The sequence below is a fragment of the Flavobacterium sp. WG21 genome, from assembly GCF_000335775.1.
GTDB classification, from domain to species: Bacteria; Bacteroidota; Bacteroidia; order Flavobacteriales; family Flavobacteriaceae; genus Flavobacterium; species Flavobacterium tructae.
In genome coordinates this window covers 72,896-93,884 of the sequence record NZ_AMYW01000021.1, presented here as the reverse complement: position 1 = coordinate 93,884, position 20,989 = coordinate 72,896, and the positions used below count along the sequence as shown (strand labels likewise).

The following is a 20,989-nucleotide window of genomic DNA, read 5'->3' as shown; positions in this document are numbered from 1 at the left end:
AGTATTGGATTTTTTTTATTCCTTTTTTTATGCTAAAGCCTGCTCTAAGTCGGCAATTAAGTCTTCGGCATCTTCAATACCAACGCTCAATCGAACTAAGTCATCGGTAATACCCACTTCGGCTCTTTTATCTGCCGGGATCGATGCGTGTGTCATCAAAGCCGGATGATTGGCCAAAGATTCCACTCCACCTAAAGACTCCGCCAAAGTAAAAACTTTCAGCTTCTCTAAAAAGGCAATTGAGTCTTCTTTTTTCCCTGATTTAAAAGTAAAAGATACCATTCCTCCAAAAGCTTTCATTTGCTTTTTGGCAATTTCATGAAAAGGATGGCTCTCTAAGCCTGGATAATAAACCGTATCGATCTTAGGGTGCTTACTTAAATATTGAACCACTTTTTCTCCGTTTTCACAATGTCTCTGTACTCTTAACGAAAGTGTTTTGATGCCTCTTAAAACCAGGAAACTGTCCATTGGCCCTAATGTCGCTCCGGTCGCAAATTGCTGAAAATGCAGCTGATCTCCTAAAGCTTCATCTTTTACAATTAAAGCACCCGCAATTACATCTGAGTGTCCTCCTAAATATTTTGTTGCAGAATGCATTACGATATCAGCACCCAAATCAAGAGGTTTTTGCAAATAAGGAGTCGCAAATGTATTATCGACAGCAAATAAAATATTATTGGCTTTCGTAATTTTGGCTACTTCCTGAATGTCTGCTAATTTCATCAACGGATTAGTTGGCGTCTCCACCCAGATCAATTTCGTATTTTCATTGATTAATGATTTCAGTTTTTCGATATCTGTCATATCCACAAAGTGAAACTTAATTCCTGAATCTTTATATATTCTGGAGAACATTCTGTACGTTCCTCCATACAAGTCATCCATTGCGATAATCTCATCACCGGCTTTAAACGATCTCAAAATACAATCAGTTGCTGCCAAGCCTGATGAAAAAGCCAATCCACGAGTACCATTTTCAATACTGGCCAAAGCATTTTCTAAAGCTGTACGTGTTGGATTTGAAGCACGACTATACTCATAATCCGCCAAAGGCTTACCCGGACTGGTTTGTATAAAAGTTGAAGTTTGATACACCGGAGGCATAACTGCTCCTGTAGCCGGATCATGATGCTGACCCCCATGTATTACTTTAGTATTGAATTTCATATGTTTATAAATTTTAAATCCTTAATTCTGCTACAAATTTACCGTTTAATTTATTTTAATCCTGACACAACTTCTTACCTTTGTATATAATTAACATTTTTTGACATGAAACATTATCCTTTTATACTCTTTTTGCTTTTAACGTTTGTAAGCTGCAGCAAAGAACTTTCATTTGAAAATGAGTCATTTGAAAAAGAATCTACAATCCCCTGCGAAAAGGACTGCCCGAAAATAACGATCGACGTTCCTATTGCAAAAAATATTCCTGTTGTTGCCGACAGTATTAATAAAAAAGTTTTCTCTGTGATAAAAGAGATCGTCTATTTTGAAGAAGATCCCAAAAAAGCGAACGACTACAAATCTTTGGCAGCCTCTTTTATAGCTTCTTATGAAGAAATGCACAAAAAATTCCCAACAGAAACTTTCGGATGGGAAGCAACCGTAAAAGGGAATGTCGAATTTGAATCTGATGAGATTATCAATATCAAAATTGATCACTATACTTTTACCGGAGGTGCACACGGTTATCAGGGATACCGCTCCTTACTGTTTCATTCCAAAACCGGAAAAACAATTTTCATCGATCAGATCTTTAAAAACGAAAAAGAATTTATGGCTTATGCCGAAAAGGAATTCCGCAAAAAATATAAAATCCCTGAAAAATCAAATATCAATGCAACTGGTCTAATGTTTGAAAATGACAAATTCCATCTGCCACAGAATATTTTTTATACGAAAGAAGGATTACTCTTGTATTACAACTCCTACGAAGCCGCTTCTTATGCCGACGGGCCTAAAGAGCTATTATTTCCATACGATGAAGTCAGCAAGTATCTAAAGTACCAATAATTTCAAACAAAGTTACACGTTTCAAAAATAACCTTAGAATCTCAGAACCTTAGCAACTCAGAACCTCTATTTAGCCCCTTCCTGAACATCGTATTTCATCTTACGCAAAACTCGAAGCGCCTCTTTAAATGACAGGTAAATATTCCCAAAAGGTTTTAAAAGCAGTTTGGCATCAATCAATTTTTGTTTGGCATCCTCAAAACCATTCAGATGACAGATCATAAAAGTAGAAGGAAGATTTTCCAGATCTTTTAATTCACGCTCTGACAAAGCGATGCCTTTCTGGAGTTTTTGGAGTAGTGCGATATTTGAATTGTAAATATGATACAACATTTTTCGATTGAATTCCGGGGGCTGAAAAAGCATTTCATTTTCAATTTTATAATAACCGTTGTCAAAAAAATGAATGGTTTGCTTCTCCAACGGATAATAACTGGTCTTGTCATTTAACCCCAACGGAACATATTCTGTTATGGTAAAACTATCTTCATCATAAACAATCGTAACCACATCCTGAGCAGAGTAAAAAAGCTTAATCTGTTCGTTTATCAACTCAATATCAACGCGGGATAAGAAGGTTTTATCTCTTGATTTTTTAGGAACTCCCGCCCAGCAGATCACAAATAATTCTTTAAAAACATGGTACTTAGGCGACATGTCTTTGTGTCTGAAATTCATAAAATCAATTACCCCGTCAAGTGTGTACTGAATACTGTTTCTTGAGCTGTTTTCGATCCCGATGACCGTTTCTGTATTTTGATAGTTCTTTTCGACCTCGCCTTCAACAGGAACAGAATTACTTCCGCGCCGCATAAAAACACTATTGGCAAGAATGGTATGAATTCCTTTTTTAAAATATGAGATTTTACTTTTGGGTTTAATGGTCACCAATCCGATTACTTTATCTTTTGGAAGATTGGGAAACGGTACATTCTCGTATTGAATTTTAGGCGGATTTTCTAAAAAGGCATTCACGAGATTCTGAATTCGACTATCATCAAAAAAATCATCTCCAACAATCTCGTTGTCGTGATCTTCCACCCCCACCACGATATAAGAATTATTGGTCGGGTTTGAATTGGATAAGGCACAGATATGTTTCAGGAATTTCCCTTTTCCTTCCCGCGAATGCAGATTCAGTTGCCTTTTCTTATCATAAAAACTGCTCTCGTCGTTATGAGCGAGCAGGTTTTTTATCAAAAGGCGTTTGTTGATCATTTTTTTTTAGATTATTAGATTATCCGATTTTTAGATTGTTGGATAATTGCTTAGTCTAAAGATCTAAAAATCCAACAATCTTAGAAGCCGAAATTGCTAAACTTCTCAGACCTCTAAATTAATCTAAAAATTTAAGAAGTTCGTCAACTCTATTTTAAGATTACTGACTAAGTGTTTAAAAAACCTGAGAAGTCTAAATTAATCTAAAGATCTAAGAATCCAACAATCTAAGAATCTCTTTTAACAATGGTCGATGACGCCTGCGCTGTACTCATGACCACTAAATCAGCAATATTAACATGATACGGTCTTGAAACTACAAAATGAATAATATCTGCAATATCTTCTGCTTGTAGCGGATCGAAACCTTTGTATACATTTGAAGCTCTCTCAGTATCTCCTTTAAAACGTACTTCACTAAATTCGGTTGCGACCATACCGGGATGAATTCCTCCAACTCTAATTCCGAAAGGATTTAAGTCGATTCGCATTCCGGCAGTGATGGCATCAACGGCATGTTTACTTCCGCAATACACATTTCCGTTCGGATACACTTCCTTTGCGGCTGTTGAACCAATATTTATAATATGACCTGATTTTTTGGCTGTCATTTTCGGAATCACCGCTTTTGAAACGTATAAAAGTCCTTTTACATTGATGTCAATCATAGCATCCCAATCGTCTAAATCACCAGTCTGAATCGGGTCTAAACCATGAGCATTTCCGGCATTATTAATCAAAACATCAATATCTGAAAAGGATGCAGGAAGAGAAGCAATTTTTTCAAGAACATCCTTTTTATCCCGAACATCGAATGCTAAAGAATGTACTGCTGTAAACTCAGAAAGTTCTTTTTCAAGTTCATTTAAGCGATCCATACGTCTTCCGCAAAGGATCACTTTAAAATTGTTTTTGGCCAGTATTTGTGCGGTTGCTTTTCCAATTCCGCTTGTGGCTCCAGTAATTAAAACTGTTTTTTTCATTGTATATTTTTATTTTTTTGCCACAGATTAAAAGATTTTCACAGATTAATCAATCATCTCTAATCCGTTAATCTGTGGCAAAATATTTTTAGCATTTTCCCTGAATACTCAAATCTGAATACGGAACACTTAAAAACTTAAGCAACATCGTCGCCCATGCTTTCCGTCCAGATCGCAAACCAGTCTTCTTTATCCATTTCCAATTCTACTGCTTTCATCAACGACTGAATTCTGGCAATATTAACAGTTCCCGCAATCGGAATTACCTTAGCAGGATGTTTTAAAATCCAAGCCAGTAAAAGGGTATCCGAACCAAATCCGTATTTCTTCACTAAATCCGAAAAAAGCTTTTTCAAACGACGTGTTTTTTTAGTGTCTTCTCTAAAAACCGTTCCAAGCGGATTCCATGACAAAGGACGAATCCCGTGAGTTTGCATATAATCGAAACTTCCGTCAACCATCGGTTCGAAATTCGTTGCCGAAAATTGCACCTGATTATAGCTCACTTCGGTTTTCTGACGAATCAATTCGGTTTGAGAGCTCGTAAAATTCGAAAGTCCGAAATCAATAATTTTCCCTTCTGATTTTAACTTTTCAACGGCTTCCGCAATTTCATCGGCCTGCATCAACGGACTAGGTCTGTGCAGTAAAAAAACATCCACGTAATCTGTCTTTAGTTTCTTTAGTGACTCTTCAACAGACCACACAATATATTCTTTAGAGTAGTCGTAATGTTTGATTGTATTTTTGCGGCTTTCGGCAATCATCTGAATACCGCATTTGGTGATTAATTGTAATTTTTCACGTGAAATTTTACTGGCCTGAAATGCTTTTCCAAAATCTGCTTCAGTAGTATAAGCTCCGTAAATATCAGCGTGATCAAAAGTAGTAATTTTGTTTTCGATACAGATCTGTATCATGTTTTCCATTTCTTTAAGCGTTAGGTTTTTATCCCATACACCCCAATTCATAGTGCCCGAAATAATAGGCGATAATGTTGTTTTACTCATGGTTTTATTGCGTTATTTTTGGTAATAAATATGCTTTTCTGAAGCATAATCACCAAAGTTCTTAAAAATATAAAAATAGATTCCCAATTCGTCCTTAAAATTAGGTCTTTGGTCGAAGTTTTAACCATTTTTTAACATCTTACTTCTCAAAAAATATTCAATTTGCACTCTCAAAAGTTAGGCATAAAAATCAAGGTTTTAAAAATATTTATATGGAAGAAAATACAACGACTTTAGACATTAGAGCGATAAATGAGAAAATTGAAAGAGAAAGTGCTTTTATAGACCTTCTTACAATGGAAATGAACAAAGTTATTGTGGGCCAAAAACATATGGTCGAGCGTTTACTAATCGGACTTTTAGGACAAGGGCACATTTTGCTTGAAGGTGTTCCGGGATTAGCCAAAACTTTAGCGATTAATACTTTGTCGCAAGCAGTTCAGGGATCGTTCAGCCGTATCCAGTTTACTCCTGACTTATTACCTGCCGATGTTATTGGAACAATGATTTACAACATCAAAGCCAACGAATTCTCCATTAAAAAAGGGCCAATCTTCGCTAATTTCGTTCTTGCCGATGAGATTAACCGTGCTCCGGCAAAAGTACAATCGGCACTTTTAGAGGCCATGCAGGAAAAGCAGGTTACCATTGGCGACACCACTTTCAAATTAGATCGTCCGTTTTTAGTACTTGCTACCCAAAACCCGGTGGAGCAGGAAGGAACTTACCAGCTTCCTGAAGCACAGGTCGATCGTTTTATGCTTAAAACTGTAATTGATTATCCAAAAATTGACGAAGAGCGTTTCGTAATTCGTCAAAACTTAAAAGGAAGTTACGAAAAAGTAAATCCTGTAGTTTCTGTAGAGCAAATCTTGCGTGCGCAAGAAGCTGTTCGTGAAGTTTACATGGACGAAAAAATAGAAAAATACATCTTAGATATCATCTTTGCTACCCGTTATCCGGAAAAATACAAGCTTGCCGACTTAAAACCTCTTATCAGCTTTGGAGCATCACCACGTGGAAGTATCAATTTAGCTAACGCAGCAAAATGTTATGCTTTCATCAAACGTCGTGGTTATGTAATTCCTGAAGATGTTCGTGCAGTTGTACACGATGTTCTGCGTCACAGAGTTGGTATCACTTATGAGGCTGAAGCCGAAAACATTACTTCTGTAGACATTATCAACAAAATCGTAAACGAGATTGAGGTACCTTAAAAATTTGTTTCAAGTTTCAGGTTTCAGGTTGTTGCAAGACTAACTTGAAACTTTTAAACTTTAAACTTTAAACAAATAAAATGGATACAAAAGAGCTTTTAAAAAAAGTACGGAAAATAGAAATCAAAACCAAAAGACTGAGTAATCATATCTTTTCGGGAGAATACCACTCTTCCTTTAAAGGACGAGGAATGACTTTTAGTGAAGTACGTCAATACCAATATGGCGATGATATTCGTAACATCGATTGGAATGTAACGGCGCGCTACAATGAAGCTCACGTAAAAGTTTTTGAAGAAGAGCGTGAGCTAACCATGGTTTTAATGGTAGACATCTCGGGCTCTGAAGGTTTTGGATCAAAAAGTCAGTTTAAAAAAGACATCGTCACCGAAATTGCGGCAACGATGGCTTTTTCGGCTACACAAAATAATGATAAAATTGGTTTAATATTATTCTCTGACAATGTAGAGTTGTATATTCCCCCAAAAAAAGGACGTTCTCATGTACTCCGAATCATTCGTGAGTTAATTGAATTTGAACCAAAGAGTCACAAAACCGATATTTCGCAAGCTTTGAAATTCCTGTCCGGAACACAAAAAAAGAAAGCAATCGTTTTTATGATTTCCGATTTCATGGCCGAAAATTATGAGCAGACTTTAAAAATTGCTTCTAAAAAACATGATATCACCGGTGTTCGTGTGTATGATATCCGTGAGGAAAAAATTCCAAATTTAGGAATGGTAAGTATGCTGGATGCCGAAACAGGGAAAATTCAATTGGTGAATACCGGCTCAAAAACAGTACGACTGAATTACGAAAAACACTATCAGGACAGAGTGAATTATTTCAAGGATATTTTTAGTAAATCCGGAGCTGGTGTCGTAAATACAAGAGTCGACGAAAATTACGTGACCAAATTATTAGGTTATTTCAAATCAAGATAATTTAGATTGTCAGACTTCTTAGAATATTTAGACTTCTTAGATCGTCAGACTGTTAGATTACACGAATTATAAAGTCTTTAGATAAAAAAATCCGTTTAAATCTGTGTCATCCGTGTTCCATTTTTAAGCATTCATTTTAGACCAAAATCTGAAATCAAAAACCAAATGAAATTAAAATTTTACATATTTTTATTTTTACTTTCCTCAGCTGTTTTTGCGCAACAAAAACAAGTTGAGACAAGCATTGATACTACAAAAAATAAAATTGGTGCCGAATTTAAACTAACTCTTAAAACAGTTGTAAGTTCAAAATCTAAGGTTGTTTTTCCCAAACTAAAAAACATTGGTCCTTTAGAGGTTATTCAATCCTATCCTATCGACACTGTCAAGAAAAATGACACTTACGAACTGATTAAAAAATACGGATTAACCCAATTTGATTCCGGAAAATATACCATTCCGTCTATTAAAATTTTAATTGACAAGAAACCATACACAACAGATTCTATTCGCGTTGAAGTGGCCAATGTAAAAGTCGATACGTTACAGCAAAAAATGTACGACATCAAGGACATTACAGCTGCTGACAATTCGATTGGCAACTGGTGGATTTATGTTTTGATTCTGATTGTAATTCTTGCTATCGGAGCGTTTGTTTATTGGTACGTTAAGAAACATCAAAAGAAAAAGATAGAAGAGGAAGTTTACAAAACTCCTATCGAAAAAGCGACAAGTTTATTGAACAATCTGGAGCAAAAAGAACTGGTACAAAAAGGAGAGATTAAAGAATACTACAGTGAATTGACGGATATTGCCCGAAACTACATCGAGGAGGCAATTCATATTCCGGCAATGGAAAGCACCACTTCTGAATTGATTCAAGCCATCAGAACTGCTTCTACCAAAAAGAAGATGACTTTAACACCGGAAACCGTTGAAAACTTAGAACGTGTTTTACGCCAGGCGGATTTAGTGAAATTTGCAAAATCCAAACCCTTAGAGTTTGAAATCACAGAAGACCGAAATAAAATTCAGAAAGTAATACTGACACTTGATAATGCTATTCCAACCGAAGTTCCGGCAGAAGAAGAAGATCAATTGCTGAACGAAGCACAAAAACAAAAACAGATAAAACTTCAGTTGTTAAAGAAACGCAACAAACGTATTGCGATCTCAGTAGGATCTGTTTTATTTTTACTGATTGCTACTACCGCCTTCTTTATTATTACAAAAGGTTTTAAGTATGTAAAAGATAATGTAATCGGACATCCTTCAAAAGAATTATTAGAAGGTGAATGGGTAAAAAGTGAGTACGGAAATCCGGGCATCCTGATTGAAACCCCAAAAGTTTTAAAACGTATGGATACTCAAAAAGTCCTTCCGAAAGAAACCATGGCCCTAATCAAAGAAATGCAGCTTTTCGCCTACGGAAGCATGGTTGGAAACTTCTACGTAACCGTTTCTACCAGCAAGTTTAAGAATCCTGTAGAGCTTGACTTAGCCAAAGCATTAGAAGGTTCTTTAAAAGTTATTGAAGCTCAGGGCGGACAAAATATTATTGTGAAACAAGAAGATTTTCAAACCAATGAAGGCGTTCAGGGACTAAAAGGATACGGAACCATGACCGTTTTCAATCCTATTGACAAAACAAGTACAAAAGCATATTATGAACTTTTACTTTTTAAACAAGATCAGGGATTACAACAGATCTTGATCTTACACGAAGAAGGAGACACCTATGCCAATGATATTACAACCAGAATATTAAATTCTGTAGAACTTAGAAAAGCGAGTAACTAATGGATAAGATAACTTTTTTAAATCCGGAATTTTTTTGGTTGTTTCTGTTAATCCCAATTGCGATCGCTTGGTTTTTCTGGAAACGCAACCAGCAATCGGCGACTTTAAAAATGAGTTCAACTCAGGGTTTCAAAAACAGCGAATCGCTATTGACCAAATTAAAACCTTGTTTATATGTTTTCAGGATTATCGCTTTAAGCTCTTTAATTATTGCCTTAGCGAGACCAAGAACAGTAGACATCAGCAATCAGACCAAAACCACGAAAGGAATTGATATCGTAATGGCAATTGACGTTTCGGGAAGTATGCTTGCCAAAGATTTAAAGCCAAATCGTATGGAAGCTTTAAAAAGAGTCGCGGCAGATTTTGTTGGAGAAAGACCTAACGACAGAATCGGATTGGTTTTATATGCCTCAGAAGCTTATACCAAAACTCCCGTTACAAGTGATAAAGCCATTATCTTAGAAGCTATAAAAGGAATCAAATACGATACAGTTCTGCAAGACGGAACGGGAATTGGAATGGGATTGGCAACCGCTGTAAATCGTTTAAAAGACAGTAAAGCAAAAAGCCGTGTGATTATTTTGATGACTGATGGAGTGAACAATGCCGGTTTTATCGAGCCAGAAACTGCTTCTGACATTGCGAAACAATACGGAATAAAGGTCTACACGATCGGAATTGGTACCAACGGAATGGCTCCGTCCCCATACGCATATGCACCAAACGGAGGTTTCCTGTTTAAAATGCAAAAAGTAGAAATCGACGAGCAATTGATGAAAAGTATCGCCCGTAAAACAGACGGAACTTACTTCAGAGCTACCAGTAACGATCGATTAGCCGAAATATACAGTGCCATCAATAAACTCGAAACTACCGAAATACAGGAACTAAAATTCTACGATTACGACGAAAAGTACCGAGTATTTGTTTTACTTGCCGCCTTTTTGTTAGTATTGGAAGTAGGATTAAGAAATACAGTTTACAGAAGCTTCATTTAATTTTGAAAAAATTAAAAAATTCCAATAATAAAGTTCCAAATAACAAATTGGAATTTAGGAATTTTTAAAATTGGAATTTAAAGACATTTATGGAATTAGACGAAAAAAAATATTTATACCTTTTATTCTTACTCCCAATTGTGGCGTGCATTTTCCTTTTCAATATGTATTGGAAAAAGAAAAAACAACGTGAATTTGGTGATCTTGAAATGGTAAAAAGACTTAGCCCCGAACGCTCTGTTTTTAAACCTGTCCTAAAATTATCGGTATTGCTTTTGGCACTTGCCTGTTTAATTATCGGATTGGTAAATCCGAAGATTGGGACTAAAATGGAAACCGTAAAACGGGAAGGAATCGATATTGTTTTTGCCGTTGACGTTTCAAAAAGTATGCTTGCCGAAGATGTGGCACCAAGCCGTTTGGAGAAAAGTAAACAGCTGGTTTCTCAAATCATCAACAATTTAGGAAGTGACCGAATCGGGATCGTAGCCTATGCCGGAAGCGCCTTTCCGGTTTTACCGATTACTTCCGATTATAGTGTTGCCAAAATGTTCCTGCAAAGCATGACTCCTGATATGGTTTCTTCACAAGGAACTTCTTTGGATGAGGCTATCAGACTTTCTTCTACTTATTTTGACGAAAAAAGCAAAACCAGTAAATTACTGATTCTGATTTCTGACGGAGAAGACCACTCTGAAGGTGCTACCGCTGCTGCAGAAGAAGCCAATAAAATGGGGATGAAAATTATTACCATTGGTGTTGGAACTGAAAAAGGAGGCACCATTCCATTAAAAGAAAATGGCGTAGTCAGAGGTTATCAAAAAGACCAAAACGGGCAAACCGTTACCACAAAATTAAATCAGGAAGATTTAAAAAATATTGCAAAAGCGACCAAAGGTGGTTATGTTTACGGCGGAAATACCAAAGAAGTGCTGGAATACATCAAGAATGCCTTAAATAACATTCAGAAAACAGAATTCGAAGCAACTCAAATGGCCGATTTTCAATCGCAATTTCAGTGGTTCATCGGATTTGCTTTTCTGTTGTTGTTTTTAGACATTTTCCTTTTGGAAAGAAAAACAAACTGGATTAAAGAGTTGAATTTATTTAACGAAAAGAAATAATTGTTTCCCATAAAACCGGAAACAAAACATAAAAAAATTAGAATGAAAAATTTACTTCTTTATATTTTACTCACATTTTCTTTAGCAGTTTCTGCTCAGGAGAAAGACAAGACATTGCCCGAGGCTAATGAAGAATATAAGCAGAATAAATTTACGGACGCAGAAGCCAATTACAGAATTTCAGAATCAAAATTCCCAAAACGTACTGCTGCTCCTTATAATCTGGGAAACACTATATACAAACAGAATCAGGTTTCTGAGGCTAAGTTTGCTTATGCTAAAGCGATAAAAAATGCTAAAGCAAGACCTGATAAACACAAGGCATTTCACAATTTAGGGAATGTTTTTATGAAAGAGAAAAATTATACACAGGCCGTTGAAGCTTACAAAGAAGCTTTGCGTAACGACCCTACCGATGATGAGACTCGTTACAATTATGCTTTGGCCAAACAGAAACTAAAAGAAAATCCTCCGAAAAACGACAAAAACAAAGACAAGGATAAAGATAAAAAGAACGACAAAAAAGACGATCAGAAAAAAGACGGCGACAATAAAGACAAAAAGGACGGAAAAGACGATCAGAAAAAGGACGACAAAGGCGATAAAGACAAGGATAAAAAAGACGGTAAAAATGACCCTAAGAAAGATGACAAATCAGACAACAAAGGGGAGCCAAAACCAATGCCTGGAGGTATATCTAAAGAAAGAGTTCAGAATTTGCTAGATGCCGTGAACAACGAAGAAAAGAAAATTCAGGACAAAGTCAACGCCCAAAAAGTAAAAGGTAACCCGAAAAAAACAGAAAAAGACTGGTAGAATTCTTAGGTTAACCGTTTATTCGTTTAACTGTTAATTCGGACAAACAGCAAAACTGTAGAAAAACGATTAAACAAATTACCAATTAAACGATTCAACATAAAAAAAGATTAAACAAGTAATGAAAAGATATTTAATTCTATTACTATTCACTTTTCAGGGGCTTATGGCTCAAGTTCAATTTGAAGCCAAAGTAAGCAAGAATACGCTTGGAGTAAACGAAAGGCTTCGTATTGACTTCATCATGAATGTTGATGGGGACAACTTTGACCAGCCTTCTTTTGATGGTTTTAAAGTTGTAGCCGGACCAAGCCAGCAAATAAGCCAGTCCTGGATTAATGGAAGAAGTTCTTTTCAAAAAATCTATTCTTATATTTTACAGCCCGACCACAAAGGGACGGTAACAATCAAACAAGCCGCTATTGAATACAATGGTCAGATCTACAAAACGGCACCTCTAAAAATTGTGGTAACCAATGCCGTTGCACAGGAAAGAGACCCTAATGACAGACCTCAAGGATCAAGTACAGGTGATGAAATGTTGCACCTTGTAGCCGAAATTTCAAAAACAAATCCGTATTTGAACGAACCGATAACTGTTGTTTATAAACTGTATTTCAACTATATCAATGTAACCGGGTTCAAAGAGTTGGCTAAACCTAAATACAACGACTTCTGGAATCAGAATATCGATATCAAACAACTTGCAGTTGAACAGGGAAGTTATCAAGGACAAAGATGTTATTATGTAGTCTTGAAAAAGACCATTTTGTATCCTCAAAAATCAGGCAGACTTACTATTGAACCACTTTCACTGGACATAGGAGTGCAATTGCCTACCAACCGTCGTGATATGTTTGGCCAGATGATTGTAAGCGACGACAATAAAGTGGTTTCGGCCGGAGCCAAAACAATCAACGTTCGACCTTTACCGGAAGCTACCAAACCTGAAGGCTTTGGCGGTGCTGTGGGTAAATTTAATTTTACGGTTACCCCTTCTAAAACGACCTTGAAGAGCGGAGAAAGTCTTGATTTGTTTGTGAGCGCAGCCGGAAACGGAAATATGAAATTGTTTACTTTACCAAAACCTGTCGTTCCTAATGCCTTAGAGATGTACGATCCGGTTCACGATGAAAAAGTAACCACATCACTTTCGGGAATGTCCGGAAAAATAAGCGACAAGTACACCATTATTCCACAATACAAAGGAAAATATGCAATCAAACCAATGCAATTTTCTTATTTTGATTTGAGCACAGGTTCGTACAAAACGATCACTTCACAGGAAATCATGATTGACGTTTTAGACGGTCCAATGCCATCTGCAGCGAATACCCCTGCACATGCAGCCACAAATACAATTGCAAAAGCAGAACAGTTTAAGTACATCAAACCTAAAACAACTTTAGTCTCGATCGCTAAAAATGATTTTTACGGTTCTAATTTATATTACGTGCTATTGTTCCTGCCTTTCGTAATTCTGCCAATCATTATTCTGGCTAAGAAAAGAAAAGAAGCAATTGACGGTGACGTTACCGGAAACCGTATTAAAATGAACAATAAGCTGGCGAAAAAATATCTATCGGAAGCTAAAAAACAACTTAACAACAAAGAACCGTTTTATATTGCTCTGGAAAAAGCGATGCACAATTTCCTAAAAGCGAAACTGCATATCGAAACTTCAGAAATGAGTAAAGATAATATTAGCGACTTACTGCTGTCCAGAAATGCCAATCCCGAATCGGTTCAAAGTTTCATTAATCTTACTGAAAACTGTGAATTTGCGAGATATGCTCCGGCATCAAGCACATCAATCCAACAGGATTTTGACAAAGCTGTTCTGATCATTTCGGACTTAGAGAAACAAATCGTTTAAACTTAAAAAATCAAACCCGACAGGTTTTTAAAACTTGTCGAGTTTACCGACAATAAGATGAAAAACATAGTATATCTTTTTTTACTAATCACTCAGATTTTCTTTGCTCAAAGCAGCTTTGAAAAAGGAAATGCGCTATATCAAAAAGGGCAATATCAGCAAGCGGTTGATGTTTATGAAAGTATTATCAAAGAAGACAAACAGCAATCGGCAGAATTGTATTTTAATTTAGGGAACAGTTATTATAAATTAAACAAAGTAGCTCCTTCGATCTATAATTATGAAAAGGCACTGGTTTTAAAACCACATGATTCAGAGACCTTAAACAACTTAAAATTTGCCAAAAAACTAACCATCGATGAAATTAAAGAAGTCCCAAAAGTAGGTTTTGCAAAACTGATTCAGAATTTTACCGGAATCTTCGATTACAACACCTGGGCAATAATTTCTATCGCAATCGCATTTGCTTTCTTACTGACTTTTATCGGATATTATTTCTCACAGCTTACTCTTTCGAAAAGAATTTATTTCATTGGAATGTTTGTTCTTTTGATCGCTTTGCTTTTAAGTGTTTCAGCGGGAATGTCTGAAAAAAATCATTTTGACAACGACCGCCCTGCAATTGTTTTTGCCGAATTAAGTGAAGTTCGCAGCGAACCTCAAAAAGCAGGTTCTGCAATTATTTTACTTCACGAAGGAGCCAAAGTATATGTTTTGGAAACTGTTGGGGGCTGGAAAAAAATAGAATTAACCGATGGAACGGAAGGCTGGATTGATGCTTCGACCATTCGGGAAGTAAAATAAATCTTCAAAAAATCAAATAAAAAAATCCCAAATACCAATCTTAAAATGGTGTTTGGGATTTTTTGTATGGGTATCAATCACTACGAAATTGCATCAATGCTATAAGCAAACTTAAATCTAAGACTGCCAAGTCATTAAATTTGCTTATGCCAAATTCTTAATTTGCAATTAAAAAGCGTAGGTTTTTAAAGGCGTCACACAGTAATCCAATTTCACATCTGATTCAAAAACATCCCCAATCTGATTTTCAGCTTCAAAAAAAGAAAGGCCAATCTTAATCGTTTCGGGCTTGCATTCTGACAGGAACTTATCGTAAAACCCTTTTCCGTATCCTACCCGATTTCCAAAAACATCAAAAACTAAAAGCGGTACAAAAACGACCTCTATAGTTTCAGAAGGAACTTGCAAACCATTTACCGGTTCAGGAATATTGTATTCATTCTTTCTGATTTTGGTATTATCGGTCAACAAAAAATGCGTCATACCACGAGTCTCAAAATCACTTTTTGAAACTACTATTTCTTTATCTTTTCCGGAAAGCAAATGCAATATGTATTCTGTATTTACTTCTCGCTGTTCTTCAATCGGAAGAAAAACATGATAATAGGTTTTATCCCAAATAGACAATTGGATTAAATTATTGGCAATAGCCAGACTTTTCTCTTCGAGATCATTTTCTGAAAGTTCTTTTCGAAGATTTTTATAGTGTAATCGTAATTCTTTTTTATTCGTCGGCATACTCGTCTCTGTTTTTAGACATGTGGTAAATCGCATCTCCTTCGTACACGATGGGTGAGTGATTGGCATTGATCACAAATCCGTCATGCGGTGCTTTTACTTTTTGTTCAAATTTACCAAACGGATCGGTAATAATGGCTAAGATAGTCCCTTTCGTTACAAAACGTCCAATCCTGTTATAATCGTGCAGCAGACCCGAGCATTTCGCACGCAGCCAAACCGAATTTTTAATGTAGATGGAAGGATCTTCTGCGGTTTCGACAAGATGTTTAGGATCCAACATATTCAGATAATTCAGTAAACGCTTCACCCCCATTACCCCTTCATTCGCCACTGTATCATTAATATCCAGAGATTTTCCGCCCTCAAAAAGCAGCATTTTTATATTAGCCTTTTCACAGGTAGTGCGGAATGAACCGCTAATATTTTTAGAGTACAAGGTAAAAGGCGCATTGAAGACATCGGCAAGTTCTTTCAGTTCCGAATTGTTCTCCGTAATCCTGATTTGCGGAACATTAAACCTGCTCGCTCCCCCGGCATGAAAATCAACTGCATAATCAATAATTGGCAAAATTTCTGCTACGATATGATAAGCGAAACGGCTGGCCAAAGATCCTTTTTTGCTTCCCGGGAAAACGCGGTTTAAGTCACGACCGTCCGGAAATTCTCTGGATTTATTGACAAAACCGTACATATTGATAATGGGAATACAAATAATGGTTCCTTTAGCGGGACGGTTGATTTTTTTGCTGATAAGCTGTCGGACTATTTCAACTCCATTGATCTCGTCACCGTGGATTCCTGCCGAAAATAAAACGACCGGGCCTTCCATTTTTGAACGGCGTACTATAACCGGAATATTCAATTTTGTAGTAGTATGCAGACGTGCAATTTCAACGTTTATTGTTTTACTCTCTCCCGGCAGAATTGCTTCTCCAAAAATAATCAGGGGTTTACTGTTTTTCATGTAGAATTATAAAATCTAAATATAGAAATTATTCTTTTGATTTCGTAAATTTGAAACTAAATCAATGTTAAGCTTTTTAATACCTCAAAAGGTTTTTTAAAAGTACAACAGCTATCTTCAGAAACAAAACAGAATGCACAAACCATCATCCTTAGATCTTCAAATCCTAACCTTGCCTGACAATCCGGGTGTGTATCAGTATTATGACAAAGACGGGAAGATTTTATATGTGGGAAAAGCTAAGAACCTAAAAAAAAGAGTCTCCTCTTACTTCAACAAAATACACGATACTGCCAAAACCAATGTTTTGGTGAAGAAAATTGTCACCATAAAACACATCGTAGTTCCCACAGAAACCGATGCGCTTTTATTAGAGAACAATTTAATTAAAACACTGCAACCGCGTTATAATGTTTTGCTGCGCGACGACAAAAGCTATCCGTGGCTCTGTATTAAAAAAGAACCCTTTCCCAGAATATTTTCTACCCGAAGAATGGTTAAAGACGGTTCTGAATATTTTGGTCCTTACACCAGTTTCAAAACAGTACATACTATTTTAGATCTAATCAAAGAATTGTACCCTTTGAGGACTTGTAACTTTGATTTGAGTCCATCCAATATTGATTCCGGAAAATTTAAAGTCTGTCTGGAATATCACATCGGTAACTGTAAAGGTCCTTGTGAAGGACTTGAATCTCTGGAAGACTACCAAAGACAGGTTGATGCGATCCGAGAAATTCTAAAAGGGAATTTCAAAGAAAGCATGAAAGACTTCAAACGACTGATGACCCAATATGCGAAAGATTTGCGTTTTGAAGAAGCTCAGAAAATAAAAGAAAAAATCGAAATTCTCGAGAATTACCAGTCGCGATCCACCATTGTCAATCCGAAGATTACAAACATTGATGTTTTCTCGATTGTTTCTGATGAAACGGCGGCTTATGTTAACTTCCTTCAAATCTCACACGGATCGATTATCCGTTCGCATACTTTAGAAATGAAGAAAAAGCTGGAAGAGACGGATGAAGAATTATTAGAACTTGCCATTATAGAATTACGCGAACGCTTTCAGTTATTGTCTAAAGAAATCATCGTTCCATTTGAAATTGATTTGGGTGAAAACATCAAAACTACCGTTCCTCAATTAGGAGATAAAAAACAAATATTAGAACTGTCTATTCGGAACGCGAAATTTTACCGAATCGAACAGCTCAAACAATTACAGATTGTGGACCCTGACCGACACACCAACCGGATCATGGCACAAATGCAAAAGGACCTGCGATTGCCTGTTGAACCCCGTCACATTGAGTGTTTTGACAACTCGAATATTCAGGGAACAAATCCGGTAGCCGCCTGTGTGGTTTTTAAAGACGGGAAACCAAGTAAAAAGGACTATCGCCATTTTAACGTTAAAACCGTTGAAGGTCCTGACGATTTTGCCTCGATGACCGAAATTGTCTACCGACGTTACAAAAGATTACTGGATGAAAACGAACCATTGCCACAATTAATCATCATTGACGGAGGAAAAGGGCAGCTTTCTGCAGCATTAAAAAGTATCGACGCCCTCGAACTGCGTGGAAAAATTGCGATCATCGGGATTGCGAAACGTCTCGAGGAATTATTTTACCCCGGAGATTCGATTCCGTTGTATCTCGATAAAAAATCCGAAACCTTAAAAGTGATTCAGCAATTGCGAAATGAGGCGCACCGATTTGGAATCACGTTTCACAGAGACAAACGAAGCAAAGCCGCACTTAACTCCTCAGTAGAAAGCATACCCGGCATTGGCGAAAAAACAATGCTTACGTTAATACAACATTTCAAAAGTGTTAAAAGATTGAAGCTGGCTACCGAAAAAGAAATATCTGATGTAATAGGGGTTTCAAAAGCCAAAAAAATTGTCGACTTTTACAAAACCAACTAGTTATCTTCATGCGTACAGATCAACTGCCCCACAAAAATACCACATCGAAACCTTTTTTTTCTCCACCGAAAAAAGATGTTTCTAAAGTCGTTCACTTCTTTCTAAAAGGAAAGTTTCTTTGTAGTTCGCAGTTGTCTGTTTCGGTCTGGAGCACAACACTATTACTTTTTATGGTGTTGCTTCTAAATCCGCAAAAAACATTTTCACAGGAGCAGAAAAAAGACACCCTGAAAAGACCTAAAATCGGATTGGTTTTAAGTGGTGGAGGCGCGAAAGGTTTTGCACATATTGGAGTTTTAAAAGTTCTGGAAGAAGCCGGAATTAAAATCGACTATATAGGTGGTACCAGTATGGGATCTATAATTGGCGGACTTTATGCTTCCGGTTACAATGCCTCTCAAATTGATTCCATTTTCAAGAAAACCAACTTTGATGAACTCATCAACGATTACATACCGCGATCGTCCAAAAACTTCTATGGCAAAAAAAATGATGAGTTATATGCCATTGCATTGCCTTTTAGCAACTTCAGAATCGGGATTCCGGAAGCCCTTTCAAAAGGGATGTACAATTACAATTTATTAAGCGGTCTTACCCGAAATGTGCGTCATGTACGTGATTTCAATCAACTTCCCACTCCTTTTTTATGTATCGGAACTAATATTGAAACCGGAGAAGAAGTTTTACTGAACAAAGGAAACCTCGTTCAGGCTATGATGGCGAGTTCAGCATTCCCTTCCCTGTTCACCCCTGTCGAAATTGATGGAAATTTATTAGTAGATGGAGGCGTAGTCAACAACTATCCCATAAAAGAAGTTCGTAATCTGGGTGCTGATATTATTATTGGTGTCGATGTTCAGGACGATCTTATGAATCGTAAAAATCTGAAAAACGCGACCAAGATACTCGTACAGATTACCAATTTGCAGTCTATCGATAAGATGAAAAATAAAATCAAGGATACCGATGTTTATATCAAACCGGACATTCGGGATTATGGTGTAATTTCATTTGACAAAGGAGAAGAAATTATCCGAAAAGGAGAAGAAGCAGCTTTTGCGGTCTATGAAAGAATCAAATCTTTAACCGATGAAGCTCATTTTTATAAAAAACCCAAACTAAAAATCGCCAGTGACACACTGCAAATCAAAGAAATAAACAGTGAAAATCTTGAGAATTACACAAAAGAATACATTCGTGGAAAGCTGCGTTTTAAACCCGGAAGCACTATAACCTACAGCGATCTTAAAACCGGAATCAATAACCTGAATGCTACCCAGAACTTCAGTACCATTTCCTACTGTCTGCAGCCGGATGAGCAACAGGACGACCTTGATATAGTCTTAAAAGAAAATCCCACTCAGACTTTTTTAAAACTTGGCCTGCATTATGACGGGCTATACAAAAGTGGAATTCTGCTAAATCTTACCCACAAAAAGACCTTTTTAAAAAATGATGTTACCTCACTTGATGTTATCCTGGGAGATAACTTCAGGTACGACTTCAACTATTATATAGAAAACGGTTTTAATATCAGTTTTGGATTCCAGTCACGTTTGAATCAATTTAATCGTAATGTCACCACAAGTATTAATACCTTAACGGCACAGAATCCAAATGTAAATCTGATTAATGTTGACTTCTTAGACATTACCAATCAGGCCTATTTTCAAACCATCTTTGTACAAAAATTTTTAATGGGGGGCGGCTTTGAGTACAAATACTTAAAAATAGACTCTCCAACACTTAACAATACAGTAAATACTATTGAAAAGAGCAGCTATCTTAGTCTTTTTGGTTATTTAAAATACGATTCGTTCGACAGCAAAAGCTTCCCTCGCTCCGGTTGGTACTTCTCTACCGATTTACAAACCTACTTAGCATCGTCTGACTATACACGACAGTTTAAACCATTCTCGATTGCAAAAGCCGAAATTGCTTTTGTAAAAACGTTCTTCAGAAAGGCTACTTTCAAAATTGATGCCGACGCGGGGTTTAACATTGGCAGCGACAGCGTTCCGTTTTTCGACTTTATACTCGGAGGATATGGCTATAGCAAAATCAACAACTTCAATTATTTCTATGGATACGATTTTCTAAGTATAGCCGGAAACAGCTTTATAAAAACGGGAATTACTCTCGATTATGAAATTTTCAAAAAGAATCACGTAAATCTTTCTGCTAACTTTGCCAACTTGGGAGATGATATTTTTACGAAGGTAGACTGGATTTCAATGCCAAAATATACCGGATATGCTGTTGGTTATGGACTGGAAACTATCATTGGCCCAATCGAAATTAAACAATCCTGGTCTCCCGAAATGTCTAAAAGCTACACCTGGTTTAGTATTGGGTTTTTATTTTAGCAGTAAAGCAAAGAATAGTTCAACAAAATTGTACTATTTTTTTGCCCTTTAAAAATTATATCAAAAAAAATTAAAAAAAATCATGTTTATAAATGATATAATTTATAATTTTACTCAGCAAAAATTACGACATTTGTTATAATGAAAACAAAATGGACAGGTTTATTAGAGTATCT

17 protein-coding genes are annotated in these 20,989 nt (G+C 36.5%); 11 read left to right on the top strand and 6 right to left on the bottom strand.

Features of this window, described 5'->3' with window-relative positions:
* Positions 1–27: 27 nt before the first annotated feature.
* Positions 28–1,170 (bottom strand): cystathionine gamma-synthase, encoded by a 1,143-nt coding sequence (locus C245_RS0115175; RefSeq protein ID WP_017497463.1) that lies wholly within the window; start codon positions 1,168–1,170, stop codon positions 28–30.
* A gap of 105 nt (positions 1,171–1,275) precedes the next feature.
* Between C245_RS0115175 and C245_RS0115170 the strand changes: the two genes are divergently transcribed.
* Positions 1,276–2,019: a DUF3298 and DUF4163 domain-containing protein gene (locus C245_RS0115170; protein ID WP_017497462.1), complete on the top strand. Its 744-nt coding sequence runs from the start codon at positions 1,276–1,278 to the stop codon at positions 2,017–2,019.
* Between the two features lie 66 nt (positions 2,020–2,085).
* Here C245_RS0115170 and C245_RS0115165 read toward each other — a convergent pair whose 3' ends face one another.
* The 3 genes from C245_RS0115165 to C245_RS0115155 all read right to left on the bottom strand — a co-directional run bounded on the left by C245_RS0115165 (position 2,086) and on the right by C245_RS0115155 (position 5,230).
* Positions 2,086–3,237 carry an ATP-binding protein gene (locus C245_RS0115165; RefSeq protein WP_017497461.1) on the bottom strand — a complete coding sequence of 384 codons (1,152 nt, stop codon included), beginning with the start codon at positions 3,235–3,237 and terminating at the stop codon, positions 2,086–2,088.
* Positions 3,238–3,464: 227 nt separating this feature from the next.
* Positions 3,465–4,220, bottom strand: a complete 756-nt coding sequence (locus C245_RS0115160; protein ID WP_017497460.1) for an SDR family NAD(P)-dependent oxidoreductase — start codon at positions 4,218–4,220, stop codon at positions 3,465–3,467.
* Positions 4,221–4,357: 137 nt separating this feature from the next.
* A complete protein-coding gene (locus C245_RS0115155; RefSeq protein WP_017497459.1) occupies positions 4,358–5,230 on the bottom strand; it encodes an aldo/keto reductase family oxidoreductase in 873 nt (290 codons plus the stop codon).
* 212 nt (positions 5,231–5,442) lie between these two features.
* On the opposite strand from C245_RS0115155, the gene C245_RS0115145 reads away from it, so the two are divergent.
* The 8 genes from C245_RS0115145 to C245_RS0115110 all read left to right on the top strand — a co-directional run bounded on the left by C245_RS0115145 (position 5,443) and on the right by C245_RS0115110 (position 14,812).
* Entirely contained in the window at positions 5,443–6,447 is a 1,005-nt protein-coding gene (locus C245_RS0115145) for a MoxR family ATPase (RefSeq protein WP_017497457.1), read from the top strand.
* Positions 6,448–6,527: 80 nt separating this feature from the next.
* Positions 6,528–7,391 carry a DUF58 domain-containing protein gene (locus C245_RS0115140; protein WP_017497456.1) on the top strand — a complete coding sequence of 288 codons (864 nt, stop codon included), beginning with the start codon at positions 6,528–6,530 and terminating at the stop codon, positions 7,389–7,391.
* A gap of 165 nt (positions 7,392–7,556) precedes the next feature.
* Positions 7,557–9,191, top strand: a complete 1,635-nt coding sequence (locus tag C245_RS0115135) for a cold shock and DUF1294 domain-containing protein (protein ID WP_017497455.1) — start codon at positions 7,557–7,559, stop codon at positions 9,189–9,191.
* Positions 9,191–10,192 carry a VWA domain-containing protein gene (locus C245_RS0115130; RefSeq protein WP_017497454.1) on the top strand — a complete coding sequence of 334 codons (1,002 nt, stop codon included), beginning with the start codon at positions 9,191–9,193 and terminating at the stop codon, positions 10,190–10,192. Before C245_RS0115135 ends, C245_RS0115130 begins: the two co-directional genes overlap by 1 nt.
* 89 nt (positions 10,193–10,281) lie before the next feature.
* A complete protein-coding gene (locus C245_RS0115125; protein ID WP_017497453.1) occupies positions 10,282–11,316 on the top strand; it encodes a VWA domain-containing protein in 1,035 nt (344 codons plus the stop codon).
* Between the two features lie 42 nt (positions 11,317–11,358).
* Entirely contained in the window at positions 11,359–12,132 is a 774-nt protein-coding gene (locus C245_RS0115120; RefSeq protein WP_026110087.1) for a tetratricopeptide repeat protein, read from the top strand.
* Between the two features lie 121 nt (positions 12,133–12,253).
* Positions 12,254–14,008 carry a BatD family protein gene (locus tag C245_RS0115115; RefSeq protein WP_026110086.1) on the top strand — a complete coding sequence of 585 codons (1,755 nt, stop codon included), beginning with the start codon at positions 12,254–12,256 and terminating at the stop codon, positions 14,006–14,008.
* 57 nt (positions 14,009–14,065) lie between these two features.
* Positions 14,066–14,812: a tetratricopeptide repeat protein gene (locus C245_RS0115110; RefSeq protein WP_017497450.1), complete on the top strand. Its 747-nt coding sequence runs from the start codon at positions 14,066–14,068 to the stop codon at positions 14,810–14,812.
* A 168-nt stretch (positions 14,813–14,980) separates the two neighbouring features.
* Here the strand turns inward: C245_RS0115110 and C245_RS0115105 are convergent, their stop codons facing one another.
* Both C245_RS0115105 and C245_RS0115100 read right to left on the bottom strand, forming a co-directional pair.
* Complete coding sequence (locus tag C245_RS0115105; RefSeq protein WP_017497449.1) at positions 14,981–15,550, bottom strand: 5-formyltetrahydrofolate cyclo-ligase; 570 nt, start codon at positions 15,548–15,550, stop codon at positions 14,981–14,983.
* Positions 15,537–16,517 carry a succinylglutamate desuccinylase/aspartoacylase family protein gene (locus tag C245_RS0115100; protein WP_017497448.1) on the bottom strand — a complete coding sequence of 327 codons (981 nt, stop codon included), beginning with the start codon at positions 16,515–16,517 and terminating at the stop codon, positions 15,537–15,539. Before C245_RS0115100 ends, C245_RS0115105 begins: the two co-directional genes overlap by 14 nt.
* A gap of 133 nt (positions 16,518–16,650) precedes the next feature.
* Between C245_RS0115100 and uvrC the strand changes: the two genes are divergently transcribed.
* Both uvrC and C245_RS0115090 read left to right on the top strand, forming a co-directional pair.
* Positions 16,651–18,447 carry an excinuclease ABC subunit UvrC gene (gene uvrC, locus C245_RS0115095; protein WP_017497447.1) on the top strand — a complete coding sequence of 599 codons (1,797 nt, stop codon included), beginning with the start codon at positions 16,651–16,653 and terminating at the stop codon, positions 18,445–18,447.
* Positions 18,448–18,455: 8 nt separating this feature from the next.
* The gene (locus C245_RS0115090; RefSeq protein WP_017497446.1) at positions 18,456–20,813 is read left to right on the top strand and encodes a patatin-like phospholipase family protein; all 2,358 of its coding nucleotides are present in this window, start codon (positions 18,456–18,458) and stop codon (positions 20,811–20,813) included.
* The last annotated feature ends 176 nt before the right edge of the window (positions 20,814–20,989 follow it).

Excerpts from the sequence above, each read along its gene's own strand:
- C245_RS0115090 (WP_017497446.1), top strand. The coding sequence starts at position 18,456 with ATGCGTACAGATCAACTGCCCCACAAAAATACCACATCGAAACCTTTT.
- C245_RS0115145 (WP_017497457.1), top strand. The coding sequence starts at position 5,443 with ATGGAAGAAAATACAACGACTTTAGACATTAGAGCGATAAATGAGAAA.
- C245_RS0115110 (WP_017497450.1), top strand. The coding sequence starts at position 14,066 with ATGAAAAACATAGTATATCTTTTTTTACTAATCACTCAGATTTTCTTT.
- C245_RS0115135 (WP_017497455.1), top strand. The coding sequence starts at position 7,557 with ATGAAATTAAAATTTTACATATTTTTATTTTTACTTTCCTCAGCTGTT.
- C245_RS0115105 (WP_017497449.1), bottom strand. The coding sequence starts at position 15,550 with ATGCCGACGAATAAAAAAGAATTACGATTACACTATAAAAATCTTCGA.
- C245_RS0115115 (WP_026110086.1), top strand. The coding sequence starts at position 12,254 with ATGAAAAGATATTTAATTCTATTACTATTCACTTTTCAGGGGCTTATG.
- C245_RS0115160 (WP_017497460.1), bottom strand. The coding sequence starts at position 4,220 with ATGAAAAAAACAGTTTTAATTACTGGAGCCACAAGCGGAATTGGAAAA.
- uvrC (WP_017497447.1), top strand. The coding sequence starts at position 16,651 with ATGCACAAACCATCATCCTTAGATCTTCAAATCCTAACCTTGCCTGAC.
- C245_RS0115175 (WP_017497463.1), bottom strand. The coding sequence starts at position 1,170 with ATGAAATTCAATACTAAAGTAATACATGGGGGTCAGCATCATGATCCG.
- C245_RS0115170 (WP_017497462.1), top strand. The coding sequence starts at position 1,276 with ATGAAACATTATCCTTTTATACTCTTTTTGCTTTTAACGTTTGTAAGC.
- C245_RS0115155 (WP_017497459.1), bottom strand. The coding sequence starts at position 5,230 with ATGAGTAAAACAACATTATCGCCTATTATTTCGGGCACTATGAATTGG.
- C245_RS0115140 (WP_017497456.1), top strand. The coding sequence starts at position 6,528 with ATGGATACAAAAGAGCTTTTAAAAAAAGTACGGAAAATAGAAATCAAA.
- C245_RS0115125 (WP_017497453.1), top strand. The coding sequence starts at position 10,282 with ATGGAATTAGACGAAAAAAAATATTTATACCTTTTATTCTTACTCCCA.
- C245_RS0115165 (WP_017497461.1), bottom strand. The coding sequence starts at position 3,237 with ATGATCAACAAACGCCTTTTGATAAAAAACCTGCTCGCTCATAACGAC.
- C245_RS0115100 (WP_017497448.1), bottom strand. The coding sequence starts at position 16,517 with ATGAAAAACAGTAAACCCCTGATTATTTTTGGAGAAGCAATTCTGCCG.
- C245_RS0115130 (WP_017497454.1), top strand. The coding sequence starts at position 9,191 with ATGGATAAGATAACTTTTTTAAATCCGGAATTTTTTTGGTTGTTTCTG.
- C245_RS0115120 (WP_026110087.1), top strand. The coding sequence starts at position 11,359 with ATGAAAAATTTACTTCTTTATATTTTACTCACATTTTCTTTAGCAGTT.